Genomic DNA, 18,292 nt, shown 5'->3' with positions numbered 1-18,292 from the left:
CGCCATGGCGCAGCCCATCGCCTTCGACCCCCGACCCTTCGATCTGCTGCTCACCGGCGGCCATCTGATCGATCCCCGCCAGGGCCTCGACGGCCCGCATGACCTCGCGATCCGCGATGGCCGGGTGGCAGCCGTGCTCGCGCCCGGCGCGGCGGCGCAGGCCCGCCAGCGCATCGATGTGCGCGGCCGGCTGGTCATCCCCGGGATGATCGACACCCACGCCCATGTCTTCCAGTACGTGACCGGCCGCTTCGGCCTGGAAGCCGACCTGTGCGGCGTGCGCTCCGGGGTGACCACCCTGATCGACCAGGGCGGGCCCTCGTGCATGACCCTGCCGGCGTTCCGCGAGCATGTGGTCAAGGCCAAGCAGACGCGGGTATTCGCCTACCTGTCGGCCTATCTGGTCGGCGGCATGGAGGGCCACTACTACCCCGCGCTCTACAAGCCCGACTGCGTCGATGTCGAGGCCACGGTGCGCGCGGCGCAGGCCAATGCCGACATCGTCAAGGGCTTCAAGGCGCACGCCGAACTCGGCGGCTTCGCGCGCTGGGGCATCGCCGTGATGCAGCAGGCCGCAGAGATCGCGCGGCGCGCCGACAAGCCGCTCTACATCCACTTCGGCCAGCTCTGGCCGCTGCCTGCGGAGGGCACCAACGGCGTCGATCCCGACCAGATCCTTGCCGAGGTGGTGCCGCTGCTGAAGGCCGGCGACATCCTGGCCCATCCGTTCACCCGCCACCCCGGCGGCTTCGTCGACCGCAACGGCAAGGTGCACGCGATCGTGCGCGAAGCGCTCGCCCGCGGCCTGAAGGTGGATGTGGGCCACGGCTCGCACTTCAGCTACCGCATGGCCCGCATCGCGCTCGACGCGGGCATCGTGCCCGACACCCTGGGCGCCGACATGCACGGCTACAACACCCATGTGCCGGCGCCGGCGGGCACGCCCGAGCAGCACAGCGACACCGAGCACATGTTCTTCGGCCAGACCCGCTTCTCGCTGACCTCGGCCATGACCGCGATGCTGGCGCTGGGCCTGCCGATCGGCCAGGTGGTGCGCATGGTGACCAGCCATGTGGTCGACATCTTCGGGCTGCCGGCCGAGCTCGGCACGCTCGCCCCGGGCTGCCCGGCCGATGTCAGCGTGCTGCACGACGAGCGCGGCCGCTTCGCGCTGCGCGACAACGAGGACACGCGCCTCACGGCCGAGCGCCTGCTGCGGCCCGACTTCTGCCTGCGCGAGGGTGTGCGTTTCGATGCCGACGCCCCGATCCTGCCGGTGAGCGAGGCGGCATGAACGAGAGCGACGCCCGGCACCTCGCCGCCCGCGCGCGCCCCGGGCAGGGCGTGGGCGCGGCGCTGCGCCGCAAGGAGGACGGCCGCTTCCTCAAGGGCGAGGGCCGCTTCGTGGGCGACCTGCGCCTGCCCGGCATGCTCGAGGTGGCCTTCGTGCGCTCGCCGCTTGCCCACGGCCGGCTGCGGCGCGTGATCAAGCCCGAGGGGCTGGCCGCCTCGGTCTTCACCATGGACGACCTGGTGGGCGTGGCCCCGATCCGTGCCGTGTCGGGCCTGCCCGGCTTCAAGGTGTCGGAGCAGTGGCCGCTGGCCCGCGACAAGGTCCGTCAGGTGGGCGAGGCGGTGGCGATGTGCGTGGCCGCCACGCGCGCGCAGGCCGAGGACATCGCCGCGCAGGTCGAGCTCGAGCTCGACGAGCTGCCGGCGGTGGTCGACATGCTGCAGGCCCGCGGCCCGAACCCGCCGGCGCTGGTGCACGAACACTGGCAGGACAACATCTTCCTCGAGACCCGCGTCGACACCCGCCTGGACGCGGTGCGCGAGCGCGCGCCGCTCAAGGTGCGCCGGCACATCCGCACCGCGCGCCAGAGCATGGCGCCGCTGGAGGGCCGCGCGGTGCTCTGCGAATGGGACAGCCGGCTGGAGCAGCTGGTGATGCACAGCGCCGCGCAGATGCCGCACATCAACCGTGCCGGTCTCTCGGAGTGCCTGGGCATCGACCAGGGCCGCATCCGCGTGATCGCGCCCGATGTCGGCGGCGGCTTCGGCTACAAGGGCATCCTGCTGCCCGAGGAGGTGTGCCTGGCCTGGCTGGCCATGCACAAGCGGCGCCCGGTGCGCTGGCTGGAAGACCGCCGCGAGCAGCTCACCGCCAGCACCAACTGCCGCGAGCACGACTACGACATCACGCTCTACGCCGAGCGCGACGGCCGCCTGCTGGCGATCGACTGCGAGGCCACGGTCGACTCCGGCGCCTACTCGTCCTACCCGTTCTCGGCCTGCCTGGAGGCGGCGCAGGTGGGCTCGATCCTGCCCGGGCCCTACCAGATGGAGGCCTACCGCTGCCTCACCTGGTCGGTGGCCACCAACAAGCCGCCCATCCTGCCCTACCGCGGCGTGGCCCGCACCGGCGTGTGCTTCGCGCTGGAGGTCACGCTCGACGCGCTGGCCCGCGAGGCCGGCCTCGAGCCGCACGCGGTGCGCCTGGCCAACCTGGTGCGGCCCGAGCAGATGCCGTTCGAGAACATCACCCGCAAGCAGTTCGACAGCGGCGACTACCCGCAGGCCCTGCGCCGCGCGCTGGCCGCCCTTGATCTGCCGGCCTGGCGGGCCCGACAGGCCCGTGGCGAGGCCGACGGCCGGCGCATCGGCGTGGGCCACGCGGTGTACTGCGAGCAGGCCGCGCACGGCACCTCGGTCTATCACGGCTGGGGCATCCCGATGGTGCCCGGCCACGAGGGCTGCCACGCCCGGCTCACCCCCGACGGCGTGCTCGAACTGCGCATTGGCGCGCACTCCCACGGCCAGGGCATGGAGACCACCCTGGCGCAGGTGGCGCACACCGTGCTCGGCATCGCCGAAGACGAGGTGCGGCTGGTGCACGGCGACACCGCGCTGTCGCCCTACTCCACCGGCACCTGGGGCTCGCGCTGCGCGGTGATGTCCGGCGGCGCGGTGGCCCAGGCCTGCGAGGCCCTCGCGGGCCGGGTACGGGCGATCGCCGCGGCTCTGCTCGAGGCACCGGCGCAGGGCCTGAGGCTGGCTGACGGCGCCATCACCGACCCGGGCAGCGGCCGTCAGCTGAGTCTGCGCGAGGTGGCCCATGCCTGGTACCGGCAGCCGCAGCGCATGCCTGCCGGCGTCGACCCCGGCGGCCTGGAAGTGAGCACCGGCTACAAGGCAAACCCTGACACCGGCACCTTCAGCTATGCCGCGCACGCGGTGGCGGTGGCGGTGGACCCGGCTCTGGGCACGGTGGATCTGCTCGACTATGTCATCTGCGAGGACGGCGGCACGCTGATCAATCCGCTGGTGGTCGACGGCCAGATCCTCGGCGGCCTGGCGCAGGGCATCGGCACCGCGCTCTACGAGGAGATGCCCTACGACGGCGAGGGCCAGCCGCTGGCCTCCACGCTGGCCGACTACCTGCTGCCCGGCGCCACCGAGGTGCCGATGGCCCGGCTCGACCACATGGAGACGCCCTCGCCGCACACCTGGTTCGGCCAGAAAGGCCTGGGCGAGGGCGGTGCGATCGCGCCGCCGGCGGCGATCGTCAACGCGATCAACGACGCCCTGGCCGCGCTGGGCGTGGAGATCACCGAGTGCCCGGCCACGCCGCGGCGCATTCTCGAGGCGCTGCGCCAGGCTGGCGCGGTGAGCCCGCCATGAAGGCCGCCGATCTGCAGTACGCGGCCTGCGCCGAGCCCGCCGAGGCGGTCGGCCGGCTGGCCGCCGCCGAGGGCATGGCCAAGGTCTGCGCCGGCACCCAGTCGCTGGGGCCGATGATGAACCTGCGCCTGGCGCAACCGGCGCTGCTGCTCGATGTCTCGCGCATGCCCGCGCTCACCCGGGCCGGCCTGCGCGACGGGCGCTTCGTGACCGGCGCGGCGCTCACCCACGCCCGCGTCGAGGACGGCGAGGGGGCGGCACCCAGCCGCGGCCTGCTGCCGCAGGTGGCCGCCGGCATCGCCTACCGCGCGGTGCGCAACCGCGGCACGCTCGGCGGCAGTCTGGCCCACGCCGATCCGGCCGCCGACTGGGTGAGCACTGCCTGCCTGCTCGATGCCGGCATCCATGTGCTCGGCCCGCGCGGTGCGCGCCGGGTGGCGGCCACCGACTTCTTTCTGGCGGCCTTCACCACCGCGCTGGCCGATGACGAACTGATCGTCGAGATCGACTGGCCGGTGCTCTCGCCGCAGGCCCGCTGGGCCTATCGCAAGCAGTGCCGCAAACCCGGCGAGTTCGCCGAGGCGATGGTGGCGATCTGGACCGACCCCGCGCAGGCGATCGCGCGGCTGGTGATCGGCGCGCTCGACGGCGCGCCGGCGGTGGTGAGCGGCGCGGCCGAGGTGGCGGCGCTGCGCGAGCGCGCGGGGCAGACCGCGCTCTTCGATGCCATCGGCCTCACCGACCCCTACCGGCGCCAGCTGCAGTCGGTGATGCTCGCCCGCGCCTTCGCGCAGCTCGATGCCCGGCCGGGCCCGGAGACCACGCCATGACCCTGCCGATCACGCTCACCCTCAACGGCGAGACCCGCAGCGCGCAGGTCGAGCCGCGCTGCTCGCTCGCCGACCACCTGCGCGAGACCGAAGGCCTCACCGGCACGCACCTGGGCTGTGAGCATGGGGTCTGCGGCGCCTGCACCGTGATGATCGACGGTGCGCCCGCGCGCTCGTGCATCACCCTGGCCGCGGCCTGCGACGGACGCGCGGTGCGCACCATCGAAGGCTGGGGCGACGATCCGGTGATGGCGCAGCTGCGCGAGGCCTTCAGCCAGGAGCACGCGCTGCAGTGCGGCTACTGCACGCCCGGCATGCTGGCCACCGCCCACGACATCGTCACGCGCCTGCCCGAGGCCGACGCCGATCGCATCCGGCTGGAGCTCGCGGGCAACCTGTGCCGCTGCACCGGGTATCGCGGCATCGTGCTCGCCATCCAGCGGGTGCTGGCGCAGCGCCGCGCGGGAGCGGTCGATGCAGCTTGAACAGCGCTTCCGCCTGGGCGCGACGGCGGCCCGCACCTGGCCGGCCTTCCGCGATGTGCCGCTGCTGGTGTCCTGCCTGCCCGGCGCTTCGCTCGACGGGCCCGAGCAGGACGGCGCGTGGCCGCTGCGCTTCGATGTACGCCTGGGCCCGATCGCGGCAAGCTTCACTGGCAGCGGCCGGCTGGCGCTCGATGATGCGGCGCACAGCGGCCGCTTCGAGGGCCAGGCCGCCGACCGCAAGACCCAGTCGCGGGTCAAGGGCAGCGCCGCCTTCGTGCTCGCCGACGACGAGCTGGGCGGCACCGAGGTACGCGTGAGCATCGACTACGCGCTCACCGGCGCGCTGGCGCAGTTCGGTCGCGCCGGGATCGTGCGCGAGCTGGCCGCCGCGCTCACCGCGCAGTTCGCGCAGTCGCTGCAGGCGCGACTGGCGGAGCTGGAGGCCGCCGCGCCCGCGCCCGCCACGCCCCTGTCGCTCGGCCCGCTGCTGTGGGCGGCCCTGAAGGCGCGCCTTGCCGGCCTGCTCGTCCGGCTCGGCCTGAAGTCCTGAGCTCCCGTCTCCCATCCCACCCCTCGCAGGAGTCACCATGGAAACCCCAACCCCGAAGCCCTCGCGCCTGCTGGCGCGTCTTGCGCAGGCCGCGGCGCTGTGTCTCGGCCTGGTCATCGGGCCGGCCGCCATCGCCCAGGATGTGGTGCGCATCGGCGCGCCGCTGGCGCTCACGGGCGGCCTCGCCGACGAAGGCAAGAAGCAGGAGATCGCCTATGACATGTGGCTCAAGCGGGTCAATGCCGCCGGCGGCATCGCGGTGGGCAACCGCAAGCTGCGCGTGGAGCTCATCAAGTACGACTACCAGTCCGACGAGAAGCGTGCGCAGCAGATCGCCGAGCGGCTGATCACCCAGGACAAGGTCGACTTCCTCACCTCGCCCTTCGGCTCGGGCCACACCAAGGTGGTGGCCGGCGTGGCCGAGCGCTACGGCGTGCCGGTGATGGCCTCGGTGGCCTCCAGCGAATCGGTGTTCAACCAGGGCTATCAGTACATGTTCGGCACCCTGGCGCCCAACGGCGGCATCGTGCAGAACATGGCCGCGATGTTCCCGCGCCAGATCCCGGGCCTCAAGCGCATCGCCATCCTGGGCCGCGAGGATGTGTTCCCGCGCGCCATGGCCGCCGAGATGAAGAAGGCCGCCGAGGCCGCCGGGCTGGAGGTGGTCTACAACGACCTCTATCCGGTGGGCACGCTCGACCACGCCGCGGCGCTGTCGCGCATCAAGGCCGCCGCCCCGCAGTGGATCTACATCACCGGCTACACCCAGGACCTGATCCTGGCACGCAAGCAGATGGCCGACATCAAGCTCACCGCGCCGGTGGTCACCATGATCACCGGCCCGGCCTATCGCGAGTTCGTCGATGGCCTGGGCAAGCTCGCCGAGGGCGTGACCAGCGCCTCGTGGTGGCACCACTCGCTCACCTACAAGAGCGACGATGTGTTCGGCTCGACCGAGGCCTTCTACAAGGAGTTCGTGGCCCGCGAGAAGAAGGACCCGGACTATGTCCATGCCTCGGCCGCGGCGGCGCTGGTGGCGCTGCAGAAGGCGATCGAGCGCGCCGGCACGCTCGACCGCGCCAAGGTGCGCGACGCGCTGGCCAAGCTCGACATCCTCACCTTCTACGGCCCGATCCGCTTCGGCAGCAACGGCATGAACGGCGGGCGCGATCTGCCGATCGTGCAGGTGCGCGACGGCAAGGTGGTGCCGCTGTTCCCCGAGGCGATCAAGGCCGGCACCCTGGTGCCGATGCCGGCGCAGTGAAGACGGCCGCCCGATGATCTACTTCCAGGTCCTCGTCAACGGCCTCACGCTGGGCGCGCTCTATGCGTGCCTTGCGGTGGGCTTCTCGCTGGTCTGGGGCGTGCTCAACGTGATCAACATGCTGCACGGCTCGCTGATCATCCTGGGCGGCTATCTGACCTGGTTCGCGTGGCTGAACTGGAAGGTGCACCCGCTGCTGGCGCTGCTGCCGGTGGCCGCGTTCACCTTCCTGCTTGGCTGGGTGATCCAGGCCACCATGATCAACCGGCTGGTGCGTCAGCCGGTGCTCACCACGCTCACGGTCACCTTCGGGCTCGACCTCATCCTCTACAACGCCATGAATGTGGTGTTCGAGGCCACGCCGCGGCGGGTCACGCTCGACCTCGGCACCCTGCCGCTGGGCGAAGTGGTGGTGGCCTGGGACCGCATCGTGGCCTTTGCGCTCGCGCTGGGCCTCACCGGGCTGCTCTATGCGGTGATGCGCAGCTCGCGCGCCGGTCGCGCGATCGTGGCGGTGCGCATGGACCGCGACGCCGCCGAGCTGATGGGCATCCGCATCGACCGGGTCTACGCCATGACCTTCGCCATCGGCGCGGCCCTGGCCGGCGCCTGCGGTGCGCTGCTCGCCATGGTGTTTCCGGTCACCACCAACCTCTCCGGCCTGCTGCTGGGCAAGGCCTTCGTGGTGTGCGTGATCGGCGGCCTGGGCACGGTGCCGGGCGCGCTCGCCGGCGGCATCGCGCTGGGCCTGATCGAGTCCTTCGCGGGCCACTGGTTCGGGCCGCAGAACGCGGTGCTGATCGGCTTCCTGCTGATGCTGGTGCTGCTGATGACCCGGCCCACCGGCCTGCTCGGCAAAAGGGGGTATGAATGATCACCGCCGAGATTGCCGCCCTGCGCCGGCCCGTGGCGCTGTTCGCCGTGCTGGCGTTGGCGCTCGCGCTCACGCCGCTCACGGGCAACAACTACTTCACGCAGCAGGCCACCTTCGTCGCGATGTACTGCGGGCTGGCGCTGTCATGGAACCTCATCGGCGGCTACGCCGGCTACCCGTCGTTCGCCACCGCGGCCTTCGTCGGCCTGGGCGCCTATGCCGGTGCGCTGCTGCAGAACGCCGGCGTGCCCATGGTGGCGGCCTGGGCGGGCGCCACGGCGATCACCGGCGTGTTCGCCGCGCTGCTCGGCCTGGGGATCCTGCGCATGAAGGGCCACTACTTCGCGGTGGGCTCGATCTCCATCGTGGAGGTGCTGCGGCTGATCGCCTCGTCGTGGTCGGGCCTGACCGGCGGCGGCGAGGGCCTGAACCTGCCGATCCTGCCGGGCGGGCCGGCCTTCGCCGGCAAGGTGTTCCTGTACGCGATGCTGGCGGTGATGCTGCTCGCCTTCCTGATGACGCTGTGGGTCGAGCGCGGCCGCCTGGGCTTCGGGCTGCGCTGCATCCAGCAGAACGAGGATGCCGCCGACATGGTGGGCGTGGATGTCACCCGCTACAAGACCGCGGCCTTCACGCTCTCGGCCCTGCTGTGCGGCACCGTCGGCGCGATCTCGGCCTCGTGGACGGCCTACATCTCGCCGGGCGACGCGTTCTCCATCCTGCTCACCCTGAAGGTGCCGGTGATGGTGCTGCTCGGCGGCGCCGGCACCGTGCTCGGGCCGGTGATCGGCGCCACCAGCTTCGTGGTCATCGAGCAGGCGGTGTGGTCGCGCTTCCTCGACTACAACCAGGCCGCGCTCGGCATCGTGGTGGTGCTGCTGATCTTCTTCCTGCCGGGCGGTGTGCTCGGCCGGCTGGCAGCGCGGCGACTGAAGACCGGAGCGGCCTCATGAGCGCACCCCTGCTCGAGGTGAACGGCCTCACCAAGCGCTTCGGCGGCGTGGCTGCGGTGAGCGGGGTGAGCTTCGCCCTGCAGCCTGGTCGCATCGTCGGCCTGATCGGGCCCAACGGCGCGGGCAAGACCACGCTGGTCAACCTGGTCACCGGCGTGCACCGGGCCAGCGCCGGCAGCATCCGTTTCATGGGCGAGGATGTCTCGGGCCAGCGGCCCTTCGAGTCGGCGCGCCGCGGCCTCTCGCGCACCTTCCAGATCGTCCAGCCCTTCCCGCAGATGACCGTGCTCGAGAATGTCGCGGCCGGCGCCATGTTCGCGGCGCAGGCCGCAAGCCGTGCCGAGGCCTTCGAGCAGGCCCGCGCCCACCTCGAGTTCGTCGGCCTGGGGCCGCTCGCCGGGCGGCCGGCGGCCTCGCTCACGCTGCCCTCGCGCAAGCGCCTGGAACTGGCCAAGTCGCTGGCCATGCGCCCGCGGCTGCTGCTGCTCGACGAGGTCAACGCCGGCCTGAACAGCGCCGAGATCGTCGAGGCGATCGCGCTCATCCGCGCGATCGCCGCACGCGGCATCACGGTGATGCTGATCGAGCACCTGATGAAGGTGGTGTTCTCGCTGTGCGAGGAGCTGCTGGTGCTGCACCATGGCGAGCTGATCGCCAGCGGCGAGCCGCAGGCGGTGGCCAACGATCCGCGGGTGATCGAGGCCTACCTCGGCACGCAGTACGCACGACGGATGGCCGCGGCATGAGCACACCCGCCAGCAACCAGGAAACCCTGCTCGAGGTGCAGGGGCTGCAGGCCGGCTACGGCGATGTGCAGGTGCTCTGGGGCGTCGACCTGCAGGTTCGCGCCGGCCAGATCGCCTGCGTGGTGGGCTCCAATGGCGCGGGCAAGACCACGCTGCTGCGGGCGCTGTCGGGCATGATCCGGCCGCGCGCCGGCAGCATGCGCTTCGGCGGCCAGACGCTCACCGGCCAGAACGCCGAGGCGATGCTGCGCGCCGGCATCGCCCATGTGCCGGAGGGCCGCCGGCTGTTCCGCGGCCTGTCGGTTCGCGACAACCTGCTGCTCGGCGCCTACCTGCGTCGCGACAGCCGGGCCGACATCCAGAAGGACCTGGAATGGGTCTACGGCCTGTTCCCGATCCTGGCCGAGCGCGCCCAGCAGGACGCGAGCACGCTCTCGGGCGGCGAGCAGCAGATGTGCGCGATCGGCCGTGGCCTGATGTCGCGGCCCACGCTGCTGATGATCGACGAGCTCTCGCTGGGCCTCGCGCCGCGCGCGGTGGAAAAGCTCTCGCAGTCGCTGCTCGAGATCAACCGTGCCGGGCTGACCATCCTGCTGGTCGAGCAGGATGTGTTCACCGCCTTCGAACTCGCCCACACCGGCGTGGTGATCGAATCGGGCCGCACCGCCTTCGCCGGCGAAAGCCGCGCCCTGGCCGAAGACCCGCGGGTGCGCACCGCCTACATGGGGGTGTGAGCACCGTGGCCGCCACCGCCGGCCTGGACGCGCTGTGCGCGGTGCGGCCGGCGTGGTGCGCGCTGCGTACCGGCGCCGAGGCCCTCGGTCTGGTGCCGGGCGAACTGCTGCATGCCGGGCCGCCGCTGCACGATCCGCGCAGCCCGCCCGCGCCGCTGCGCTCGGCGGCCGTGCTCACGGCCCTGCACGAGGGCTGGGCCAGCGACGAGGCCCAGGCCGAGGCGATGCTGGCCGACGGCTGGCTGCGGCTGCGGCCGGCGCAGACCGCAGGCTGCGTCACGCCGCTGGCGGCCGTGGTCTCGGCCGGCACGCCGCTCTTCGGCGTGGGCGATGCCGCCAGCCCCACGGGCCATGCGGGTGGGCCGGCAGCCGACCTGATCTGGGCGCCGGTGTCGGCGCTGCGCGGGCCCGATACCCGCATGGGTCATCGCGACCCGGCCGTGCTCGCGCGCCTGACCGAGCGCGACCGGGTGCTTGCGCCAGCGCTGGCGCAGTGGCTCGCGCAGCGCGGGCCGCTGCCGCTGTGGCCCCTGGCCGCGCAGGGCCTGGCCGGGGGCGATGACCTGCACAGCCGCACCGCCGCCGCCAATGCCGCGCTGGTGGCCGCGTGGCAGGACGGCCTGCCGGCTGCGTTGAGCGAGGCGCTGGGTGCCACGCCGCTCTTCTTCCTCACGCTCTGGATGGCCGCCTGCGCCCGCCTGCTGCGCGCCGCCGAGGGCGGCGATGCGCCCGACCTGATCACCCGCGCCGGCGGCAATGGCGAGCGCTTCGGCATCGCGCTGGCCGGCCACCCATCGGACTGGATCAGCGTGCCCGCCGCCGCGCCCGCCGGCTGGCGGCTGCCCAGCGCACCGGCGCAGGCGCAGGCCCTGGGCGCGATCGGCGACAGCGCGGTGATCGACCTGCTTGGCTTCGGCGCTCAGCGCCTGGCGCATGCACCCGAGCCGCTGTCGGTGCTGGCCGCCGGATTGCCGCCCGGCGGTCTGCCGGATGTGCAGCGCCTGCTCGAGCGCGCGCATCCCGCCCTGCAGCCGCCCTGGTCGCTGGGCATCCGCGCGAGCCGGGTGAAGCAGACCGGCATCGCGCCGATGGTGGCCCTGGCGATGGTGGCGGCCGACGGCCGCACCGGCCTGCTCGGACGCGGACTCTACCGGCCGCCCATGGCGCTGTTCAACGCGGCCGGCTGAGCCCGCAGGTCGTGCAGCCAGCGGCCCGCCGCGCGGGCCTCGGCCTCGTGCGGCTCGTCGCGCCAGGTCTCGGCCAGGGCCGCGTCATACCAGGCCTGCATGCCGGGCAGGGCGAGCAGGGTCCGGGCATAGGCCATCGCCGTGGCCGACAGCGGCGGCGAATAGGTCTGCACCCGGAAGGCCACCGGCGCGTAGAAGGCATCCACCGCGGTGAAACGGTCACCGGCCAGGAAGGGCCCGCCGAAGCGGCGCGGGCCCTCGCACCAGAGCGCGTCGATGCGCGCCCACTCGGCGTCAAAGGCCGCATCCTGCGGATGCAGCGCCACCCGGATGCCGCAGTTCATGGTGCAGACCTCACGGACCCGTGCAAAGCCGCCATGCATCTCGGCGGTGGCGCTGCGCGCCCAGGCCCGCGCTGCTCGCTCGGCCGGCCAGACATCGGGCCGCGCTTCGGCGAGGTGGTCGACGATGGCCAGGGAGTCCCAGACCGTGAGCTCGTCCTCGCGCAGCACCGGCACGCGGCCGGTGGGCGAGAAGCGCGCGAAGCCTTCGGGACCCTGATGGGCACCGAAGGGCACCAGGCGCTCGGCGAAGTCGATGCGCAGTTCGGTCATCAGCAGCCAGGGCCGCAGCGACCAGGACGAGTAGTTCTTGTTGGTGATGAAGAGTTCGCGCATGGGGCACCCCGCAACGATCGGAACCCCGATCCTACCGGCCCGACAGCAGGCCATGCCGGTGGAACCCCGCTGCCCGCGCGGCCGGCGGCCCGCGCCGCTGAAACCCGCTACTGTGGCGGCTGCCTCCTCCCTGAACCACGCCCATGCCTGCCCTGATCACCCCCGCCGACCTCGCCGCCCGCCTCGGCTCGCCCACGCTGCGGCTGTTCGACTGCACCACCTTCCTGCACCCGCAGCCCGGCACCCACCGGCTGCGGGTGGAGACCGGCCAGCGAGGCTACGAGGAAGGCCACCTGCCGGGGGCCGCGCTGATCGACCTGCAGGCCGATCTCTCCGACCCGGCCAACGGCCTGCGCTTCACCGCGCCGGCGCCCGACGATCTGGCGCGCCGCTTCCAGGCGCTGGGCGTGGGCGACGACACCGAGGTGGTGCTCTACTCGGCGAGCGACGCGTGGTGGGCCACCCGGGTGTGGTGGCTGCTGCGCGCCATCGGCATGGACCGCGCCGCGGTGCTCGACGGCGGCCAGCGCGCCTGGGTCGACGAGGGCCGGCCGCTGTCGCGCGAGCCCGTGCGCTATCCGTCTGCCACCCGTCTCCCGGTCCGGCCAAGGGCGGTGTTCACCGACCGGCACGGTGTGCAGGCCGCGCTCGACCAGGGCAGCGCGGTGGTGGTCAACTGCCTGCGCGCCGAGCAGCACGACGGCACGGCCGCCCTGCACTACGGCCGGCCCGGCCATATCACCGGCAGCATCAATCTGCCGGCGGCCGCGCTCTTCGACGAACGCGGGCGCTACCTCCCGCCCGCGACGCTGCGCGAGGTCTTCGCGGCACGCGGCATCGACCGGCAACAGCCGGTGATCGCCTACTGCGGCGGCGGCATCGCCGCCACCGGCGACGCCTTCGCGCTCACCGCCCTGCTCGGGCACGAGGCGGTGCAGGTCTATGACAACTCGCTGCAGGAGTGGGCCGCCGACCCCAGCCTGCCGATGTCGACCGGCTGAATCCGGACACGGCGTCCGGACACCGTCGGCTAGACTGCATCGACCAACCCATACCGGATCAGGAGACGCGCATGAAACCCCTGGCGTGGCTGGCCGCCCTTGCGGCGCTCGTCGTCATTCCCCTGTCGGCCGCGGCGCAGACCGACTGGCCGCAAAAGCCCATCACCCTGGTGGTGCCCTATCCGCCGGGCGGCGTGAACGATGCCGTGGCGCGGGGCTATGCGAACAAGCTGGCCCTCGAGCTGGGCAAGCCGGTGCTGATCGACAACCGGGCCGGCGCGGCCACCACCGTGGCCTCCAACCATGTGGCCCGGGCAGCCCCCGACGGCTACACCCTCTACGCGGCCGGCACCTCGCTGGTCATCAATCCCACCCTCACCGGCCAGGTGCAGTACGACCCGAACCGCAGCTTCGAGCTGGTCTCGCTGATGTCGTTCACGCCGTTCATCCTGCATGTGAACGCGGCGTTTCCAGCCCGCACCATGGCCGAACTGATCGCCCATGTGAAGGCCAATCCCGGGAAGTTCAACATCGCCAGCTCGGGCATCGGCGCCACCAACCATCTGATCGCCGAGATGCTCAAGCAGGAGACCGGCATCGACCTGACCCATGTGCCCTACAAGGGCGGCGCGCAGGCCGGCCAGGATGTGGCCGGCGGTCAGGCGCAGATGATGTTCTCGGCCGCGCTCGAGGCCAGACCTTTCCTCGCCAGCGGCAAGACCCGGGCCATCGCCATCACCAGCGGTGCGCGCTCGCCGGCCTTCCCGGACATCCCGACGATGGCCGAAGCCACCGGCAAGCGTGATTTCGTGGTGACCTTCTGGCAGGGCATGGTCGTGCCCGCGGGTACGCCCCGGCCGATCATCGACAAGCTTCAGAAGGCGATCGCCAAGGTGGCCCTCGACCCCGAGGTGATCGAGCAGTTCAAGCCACAGGGGGTGGAGATCCGCGCCTCCACACCCGCGGAATTCCGCGAGTTCATGGCCCGTGAAGAAACCCGCTGGGTGAAGCTGATCCGCGAGCGCAACATCAAGCCGGAGTGAGCGCCGCTCAGCGCAGCTCGGCCAGGGTGGCGTCGAGCAGGGCGCGGGCAATGCTCAGCGGCGGCGGCAGCTGCGGCAGGTTCTCGGGCGTGAACCACTGCGCGTCGGCAAGCTCGGCCGGGTCGTGGCGCATGTCGCCGCCAGCGTACTCGGCCTGAAAGGCGATCATCAGCGAGTTGGGGAAGGGCCAGCTCTGGCTGCCGAAGTAGCGCAGGTTGGTCACCTCCACATTGACCTCCTCGCGCACCTCGCGGATCACCGCCTCCTCGATGGTCTCGCCGGCCTCCAGGAACCCGGCCAGCGCGCTGTAGCGGCCGGGAGGGAAATTGACGCCCCGGCCAAGCAGCAGCTCGCGGCCGCGCGTGACCAGCACCATCATGGCGGGCGAGATGCGCGGATACACCGTGAGGTTGCAGGCCGGGCAGCGCTTGGCGCGCTCGTTGTCGGCCTGCTCGGTGCGGGTGCCGCAGGCGCCGCAGAAGCGGTGGGTGCGATCCCACTCCAGCACCTGCACGGCGCGCATGGCGATGGCCAGGGTGGCGTCATCGATCACGCCGAACCAGCTGCGCAGATTGGACGCCTTCAGGCCGGGCGGCAGCGAGCGCGGCGAGATGTCGTCATCGAGCGCCACCGCCACATGCTGGCGGCCTTCATGCTCGCCAATGCCGTGGAAGCGGGCGGCGCGAAGGCCCTCGCCGCGGTAGAAGCGCCAGGGCAGCGCGCCCGGGGAGTCGCTGAACAGCACCATGGCATCGCGCACGAACACATGGGCGATGGCGTCATCGTGCAGCTCGAGGTTCAGCGCGGGATTGAAGCCGGCGGGGGTGCGGATCATGGGCGGGCTCGCAGGGTGGGCAGGACGCGGGCAGGGTTCGACAGGCAGGGCGCCCGGGGGCGCGAAGCCGCCGGGCGACGGCCGCGCCATGATACCGGCGCGGGCGGCCGCCGACCCCGCCGGCGCGCCGCGCGCGGTCCGCTCCCCGGCTCAGGTGATGCGCAGGCTGAGATCGGGCAGGCCGTCGATGTGGCAATCAATACGGTCGCCCTTGACCACCGGCCCGACATTCTCCGGCGTGCCGGAGTAGATGATGTCGCCGGGCATCAGCTCGAAGGCCTCGGAGATCTTGCTGATCTGCTCGGCCACGCTCCAGATCATCTGGTTGAGGTTGGCGTTCTGTTTCGTCTGGCCGTTGACCTTGAGCCAGATCGCGCCCTGCGTGAAGTGGCCGGTGCGCGCGGCGAGGTGCAAGGGGCCGATCGGCGCGGAGCGGTCGAAGCTCTTGCCGATCTCCCAGGGCTTCTTCTGGTCGCCCATGAAGCGCTGCAGGTCGCGCCGGGTCATGTCCAGGCCCAGCGCATAGGCATGGACCAGTTCGAGCGCGCGCGCGATCGGCACATCGCGTCCGCCCTTGTGCAGCGCCGCCACCAGCTCGACCTCGTAGTGGTAGTTGCGGGTGAGCGGCGGATAGGGATGGTCGGCCAGCGTGCCCGGGGCCACGAACTGGATGGCGTCGGTGGGCTTCTGGAAGAAGAAGGGCGGTTCGCGGGTGGGGTCCGAGCCCATCTCGCGGGCGTGGGCGGCGTAGTTGCGGCCGATGCAGTAGATGCGCCGCACCGGGAAAACCATGTCGGTGCCGGCGATCGGGATGGTGGTGACCGGCACCGCGAAGGGCATGCGGGGCGACTGCGAGGCGGTGCCGGGCAGGGCGCAGCCGGCCAGGGCACCGGTGGCCATCGCGGCCGCGGTGCCGATCATCGAGCGTCTTTCCATGGGGAGGTCCTTGGGCGAAATCAGCTGGCGTAGGAAGCAAGGCCCGCCTCGCGCGCCTTGATCTGCAGGGCGAGGAAGCGGGAGTAGATGCGGCACTGCGCGAGGCTGCCGGCGATGAACCACAGACCGGGCTGCGGCGTGGGCCGCCAGAGGTTGCGCAGCTCGCCGTCGGTGTCCACGCCCCAGACCCGGCCGATGCGATCGGCCACGGCATCGCCCAGGCTGCGGCGCACCACCTCCTGCTGGTTGTGATAGCCGGTGGCCATCACCAGCAGCTCGGCGGGCAGCACGCGGCCATCCCTGAGCCGCACGCCTTCCGGGACGAAGCGCTCGATGTCCTCGTGCTGCACCAGGCCGACACGGCCCTGGGCGATCAGGTCGGAGCAGCCGACGTTGAAGTAGTACCCGCCGCCACGGCGCAGGTACATCATCTGGAAGCCGGTGCGGTCCTCGCCCTCGGTGAGGCGAAAGCCGCGCGCGGCCAGCCCCTGCAGCAGCACGCGGTCGGCCTCGCGCGAGACCGCCGTGGAGAGCTGGTAGGCATGCCGCAGCACCGGGTAGGGCATGGCGGTGGCGAGCAGGTCGCAGTCATCGGTGGGCATGCCCTCGGCGTAGAGCGCGTACACCCGCTGCGCCTCCTGGATGCTCACCACGTAGGTGGGGCTGCGCTGGATGAGCGTGACCTGCGCGCCGGCGGCATGCAGGTCCTGGGCGACATCATGGCCGCTGTTGCCGGTGCCCAGCACCAGCGCCGGGCGGCCCTTCCAGGCCGCGCCGCTGGTGTATCGGCCGGAGTGCATCACCGTGCCGGCAAAGCTGGCCAGCCCGGGCTGATCGGGCATCACCGGGATGGCGCTCACGCCGGTGGCGAAGATCACATGGCGCGGGCGCATCTCGCGCTGCGAGCCGTCGGCGCGGCGCAGGGTGAGCGTCCAGCGCCCGGCCTGCGCATCATGGTGGCCGCTGACCAGCTCGGTGCCGGTCCACACCCGAAGGTCGAGGCTGTCGACATACGACTCGAACCAGTTGGCGAGCTTGTCCTTGGGGATGAACACCGGCCAGGTGGTCGGGAAGGGCATGTAGGGCAGGTGGTTGACATGCACCTCGTTGTGCAGGGTGAGCGCGTGGTAGCGCTGGCGCCAGTTGTCGCCCACCCGGGCCTCGCGGTCGACCACCAGCGTGTCCACGCCGAGCTGGCCCAGGCGGGCTGCGATCGACAGCCCGGCCTGGCCCGCGCCCACCACCAGCACCGCCGGATCATGGTGCTCGAAGCGGGCCGCGCGCCGGCGCTTGTCCTCCCAGTTCTCGGCGCCGAAGTCGCGCAGGTAGTGGTCGCGGCCCTGCGAGCCGCAGGCATTGCTCGCCTCCTCGTGGCCGCGCAGTGAACGCAGGCTGAGCAGCACGATCCAGGCACGCAGGCCGCCCGGGCCCTCGGGGTCGTCGACCAGGCGCAGCACGCCTGCCCCGGTGCCGTGGGCGGTGTCGAAGTCGATCATCGCCTCGAGCACATCGCGCCCGGCGCGGTGCACGCGGCGCGGCGGAGTGCGCCCGGCCGCCACCCGCAGGCCGCGCAGGCCGGCCGCGGGCAGGCTTTCGCGCAGCAGCGCGGCCACCGCGTCGCGGCCGCTCACGGTGCGCACCTGCCAGCCCAGGGCGACCAGATCGCGCAGATGGCCCTCGGGCTCGAAGAGTGCCGCCACTGCGGCGGCATCCCCGCGGGCGAGGGCCTGGTTGCAGGCCGCGAGCCAGTCCGTCAGGGCGGCGGCGACGGGGGTCTCGGTGGGGACGATGCGGTCCATCGGGCTCTCCGGGGCGATCGGGTGGGCCGGCGCCGCGCGCGGCGGGGTCCGACCGGGGCAAGGCCGTCAGTCTAGACCGCCGATGACCTTGGCTGCCTGCCGGGTTTCATCGATCGAACCAATCGGAAGAGGCGCGCGCCGGGCCGGTACACTGCGTCTGCCGCGCCCCGAGGGCGCCACTGCCGTCCGCACCACCCGCCGCTGCCGCGCCGCACCGCCACCCCCTGATGAAGATCTTCCACGGCTGGAAAATGGCCGGCGCCAGCGCCGGCATCCAGATGCTGCACGCGGCGCTGCTGCATCAGTCCTTCGGGGCCTACTTCTCGCTGCTGATCGAGCAGAAAGGCTGGAGCAAGACCTCGCTGTCGGCCGCGTCAGCCATGCAGTCGGCCGAGACCGCGATCATCGGACCGGCCATGGGCTGGCTGATCGACAGGTTCGGCCCGCAAAACATGATCCGGGCCGGCATCATCACCTTCGGCGTGGGGCTGATGCTGTTCAGCCAGATCGATTCGCTGGCCGGCCTGTATGCCGCGGTGCTGGTGATCGCGCTGGGCTCCAGTCTCTCGGGCTACTTCCCGCTGAACATCGCGCTCATCCACTGGTTCGAGCGCAAGCGCGCACGGGCGCTGTCCATCTCGGGCCTGGGGCTGGCCCTGGGCGGCATCCTCGTGCCTCTGGTGGCCTGGTGCATGCA

Annotated in this window: 18 protein-coding genes; 14 read left to right on the top strand and 4 right to left on the bottom strand. The window is 72.0% G+C overall.

Features of this window, described 5'->3' with window-relative positions; all coding sequences use genetic code 11:
- Positions 1-4 precede the first annotated feature (4 nt).
- From AC2H6A_RS05735 to AC2H6A_RS05685, 11 genes are read left to right on the top strand one after another with little or no spacing between them, the layout of a single operon-like run.
- Positions 5-1,294, top strand: a complete 1,290-nt coding sequence (locus AC2H6A_RS05735) for an amidohydrolase/deacetylase family metallohydrolase (RefSeq protein WP_484272186.1) — start codon at positions 5-7, stop codon at positions 1,292-1,294.
- Positions 1,291-3,681 (top strand): xanthine dehydrogenase family protein molybdopterin-binding subunit, encoded by a 2,391-nt coding sequence (locus AC2H6A_RS05730; protein WP_484272185.1) that lies wholly within the window; start codon positions 1,291-1,293, stop codon positions 3,679-3,681. Before AC2H6A_RS05735 ends, AC2H6A_RS05730 begins: the two co-directional genes overlap by 4 nt.
- A complete protein-coding gene (locus AC2H6A_RS05725; protein WP_484272184.1) occupies positions 3,678-4,511 on the top strand; it encodes an FAD binding domain-containing protein in 834 nt (277 codons plus the stop codon). Before AC2H6A_RS05730 ends, AC2H6A_RS05725 begins: the two co-directional genes overlap by 4 nt.
- Complete coding sequence (locus tag AC2H6A_RS05720; RefSeq protein ID WP_484272183.1) at positions 4,508-4,996, top strand: (2Fe-2S)-binding protein; 489 nt, start codon at positions 4,508-4,510, stop codon at positions 4,994-4,996. Before AC2H6A_RS05725 ends, AC2H6A_RS05720 begins: the two co-directional genes overlap by 4 nt.
- The gene (locus tag AC2H6A_RS05715) at positions 4,986-5,546 is read left to right on the top strand and encodes an SRPBCC family protein (protein WP_484272182.1); all 561 of its coding nucleotides are present in this window, start codon (positions 4,986-4,988) and stop codon (positions 5,544-5,546) included. Before AC2H6A_RS05720 ends, AC2H6A_RS05715 begins: the two co-directional genes overlap by 11 nt.
- Positions 5,547-5,583: 37 nt before the next feature.
- Positions 5,584-6,810, top strand: a complete 1,227-nt coding sequence (locus AC2H6A_RS05710) for an amino acid ABC transporter substrate-binding protein (RefSeq protein ID WP_484272181.1) — start codon at positions 5,584-5,586, stop codon at positions 6,808-6,810.
- 13 nt (positions 6,811-6,823) lie between these two features.
- Positions 6,824-7,684, top strand: coding sequence for a branched-chain amino acid ABC transporter permease (locus tag AC2H6A_RS05705; protein WP_484272180.1), 861 nt, complete (start codon positions 6,824-6,826; stop codon positions 7,682-7,684).
- Entirely contained in the window at positions 7,681-8,637 is a 957-nt protein-coding gene (locus tag AC2H6A_RS05700) for a branched-chain amino acid ABC transporter permease (protein ID WP_484272179.1), read from the top strand. The genes AC2H6A_RS05705 and AC2H6A_RS05700 overlap by 4 nt, the downstream gene beginning before the upstream one ends.
- Positions 8,634-9,383, top strand: coding sequence for an ABC transporter ATP-binding protein (locus tag AC2H6A_RS05695; RefSeq protein ID WP_484272178.1), 750 nt, complete (start codon positions 8,634-8,636; stop codon positions 9,381-9,383). The genes AC2H6A_RS05700 and AC2H6A_RS05695 overlap by 4 nt, the downstream gene beginning before the upstream one ends.
- Complete coding sequence (locus AC2H6A_RS05690) at positions 9,380-10,117, top strand: ABC transporter ATP-binding protein (protein ID WP_484272177.1); 738 nt, start codon at positions 9,380-9,382, stop codon at positions 10,115-10,117. Before AC2H6A_RS05695 ends, AC2H6A_RS05690 begins: the two co-directional genes overlap by 4 nt.
- Before the next feature lie 5 nt (positions 10,118-10,122).
- The gene (locus tag AC2H6A_RS05685) at positions 10,123-11,304 is read left to right on the top strand and encodes an oxamate carbamoyltransferase subunit AllG family protein (RefSeq protein WP_484272176.1); all 1,182 of its coding nucleotides are present in this window, start codon (positions 10,123-10,125) and stop codon (positions 11,302-11,304) included.
- Here the strand turns inward: AC2H6A_RS05685 and AC2H6A_RS05680 are convergent.
- On the bottom strand, positions 11,265-11,981 hold the full coding sequence (locus tag AC2H6A_RS05680; RefSeq protein WP_484272175.1) for a glutathione S-transferase: 717 nt from the start codon (positions 11,979-11,981) through the stop codon (positions 11,265-11,267). The two genes, AC2H6A_RS05685 and AC2H6A_RS05680, sit on opposite strands and share 40 nt — an antisense overlap.
- Positions 11,982-12,124: 143 nt before the next feature.
- Here AC2H6A_RS05680 and AC2H6A_RS05675 point away from each other — a divergent pair, with 143 nt between their 5' ends.
- Both AC2H6A_RS05675 and AC2H6A_RS05670 read left to right on the top strand, forming a co-directional pair.
- Complete coding sequence (locus AC2H6A_RS05675; protein WP_484272174.1) at positions 12,125-12,982, top strand: sulfurtransferase; 858 nt, start codon at positions 12,125-12,127, stop codon at positions 12,980-12,982.
- A 71-nt stretch (positions 12,983-13,053) separates the two neighbouring features.
- A complete protein-coding gene (locus AC2H6A_RS05670; RefSeq protein WP_484272173.1) occupies positions 13,054-14,025 on the top strand; it encodes a Bug family tripartite tricarboxylate transporter substrate binding protein in 972 nt (323 codons plus the stop codon).
- A 7-nt stretch (positions 14,026-14,032) separates the two neighbouring features.
- Here AC2H6A_RS05670 and nudC read toward each other — a convergent pair whose 3' ends face one another.
- From nudC to AC2H6A_RS05655, 3 genes are all read right to left on the bottom strand, one after another.
- Positions 14,033-14,860, bottom strand: coding sequence for an NAD(+) diphosphatase (nudC, locus tag AC2H6A_RS05665; RefSeq protein ID WP_484272172.1), 828 nt, complete (start codon positions 14,858-14,860; stop codon positions 14,033-14,035).
- Positions 14,861-15,010: 150 nt separating this feature from the next.
- Positions 15,011-15,796, bottom strand: coding sequence for a fumarylacetoacetate hydrolase family protein (locus AC2H6A_RS05660; protein ID WP_484272171.1), 786 nt, complete (start codon positions 15,794-15,796; stop codon positions 15,011-15,013).
- A 20-nt stretch (positions 15,797-15,816) separates the two neighbouring features.
- Positions 15,817-17,595: a flavin-containing monooxygenase gene (locus AC2H6A_RS05655; RefSeq protein ID WP_484272170.1), complete on the bottom strand. Its 1,779-nt coding sequence runs from the start codon at positions 17,593-17,595 to the stop codon at positions 15,817-15,819.
- Between the two features lie 227 nt (positions 17,596-17,822).
- On the opposite strand from AC2H6A_RS05655, the gene AC2H6A_RS05650 reads away from it, so the two are divergent.
- Positions 17,823-18,292 (top strand): MFS transporter (locus AC2H6A_RS05650; protein WP_484272169.1); only part of this gene is annotated, 470 nt, incomplete at its 3' end.

The organism is Quisquiliibacterium sp. (genome assembly GCF_982640115.1).
This window is presented reverse-complemented; position numbering and strand designations above follow the sequence as displayed.

Bases quoted from the DNA above. Each gene is read 5' to 3' on its own strand.
- AC2H6A_RS05735 (WP_484272186.1), top strand. From the start codon at position 5: ATGGCGCAGCCCATCGCCTTCGACCCCCGACCCTTCGATCTGCTGCTC.
- AC2H6A_RS05730 (WP_484272185.1), top strand. From the start codon at position 1,291: ATGAACGAGAGCGACGCCCGGCACCTCGCCGCCCGCGCGCGCCCCGGG.
- AC2H6A_RS05725 (WP_484272184.1), top strand. From the start codon at position 3,678: ATGAAGGCCGCCGATCTGCAGTACGCGGCCTGCGCCGAGCCCGCCGAG.
- AC2H6A_RS05720 (WP_484272183.1), top strand. From the start codon at position 4,508: ATGACCCTGCCGATCACGCTCACCCTCAACGGCGAGACCCGCAGCGCG.
- AC2H6A_RS05715 (WP_484272182.1), top strand. From the start codon at position 4,986: ATGCAGCTTGAACAGCGCTTCCGCCTGGGCGCGACGGCGGCCCGCACC.
- AC2H6A_RS05710 (WP_484272181.1), top strand. From the start codon at position 5,584: ATGGAAACCCCAACCCCGAAGCCCTCGCGCCTGCTGGCGCGTCTTGCG.
- AC2H6A_RS05705 (WP_484272180.1), top strand. From the start codon at position 6,824: ATGATCTACTTCCAGGTCCTCGTCAACGGCCTCACGCTGGGCGCGCTC.
- AC2H6A_RS05700 (WP_484272179.1), top strand. From the start codon at position 7,681: ATGATCACCGCCGAGATTGCCGCCCTGCGCCGGCCCGTGGCGCTGTTC.
- AC2H6A_RS05695 (WP_484272178.1), top strand. From the start codon at position 8,634: ATGAGCGCACCCCTGCTCGAGGTGAACGGCCTCACCAAGCGCTTCGGC.
- AC2H6A_RS05690 (WP_484272177.1), top strand. From the start codon at position 9,380: ATGAGCACACCCGCCAGCAACCAGGAAACCCTGCTCGAGGTGCAGGGG.
- AC2H6A_RS05680 (WP_484272175.1), bottom strand. From the start codon at position 11,981: ATGCGCGAACTCTTCATCACCAACAAGAACTACTCGTCCTGGTCGCTG.
- AC2H6A_RS05675 (WP_484272174.1), top strand. From the start codon at position 12,125: ATGCCTGCCCTGATCACCCCCGCCGACCTCGCCGCCCGCCTCGGCTCG.
- AC2H6A_RS05670 (WP_484272173.1), top strand. From the start codon at position 13,054: ATGAAACCCCTGGCGTGGCTGGCCGCCCTTGCGGCGCTCGTCGTCATT.
- nudC (WP_484272172.1), bottom strand. From the start codon at position 14,860: ATGATCCGCACCCCCGCCGGCTTCAATCCCGCGCTGAACCTCGAGCTG.
- AC2H6A_RS05660 (WP_484272171.1), bottom strand. From the start codon at position 15,796: ATGGAAAGACGCTCGATGATCGGCACCGCGGCCGCGATGGCCACCGGT.
- AC2H6A_RS05655 (WP_484272170.1), bottom strand. From the start codon at position 17,595: ATGGACCGCATCGTCCCCACCGAGACCCCCGTCGCCGCCGCCCTGACG.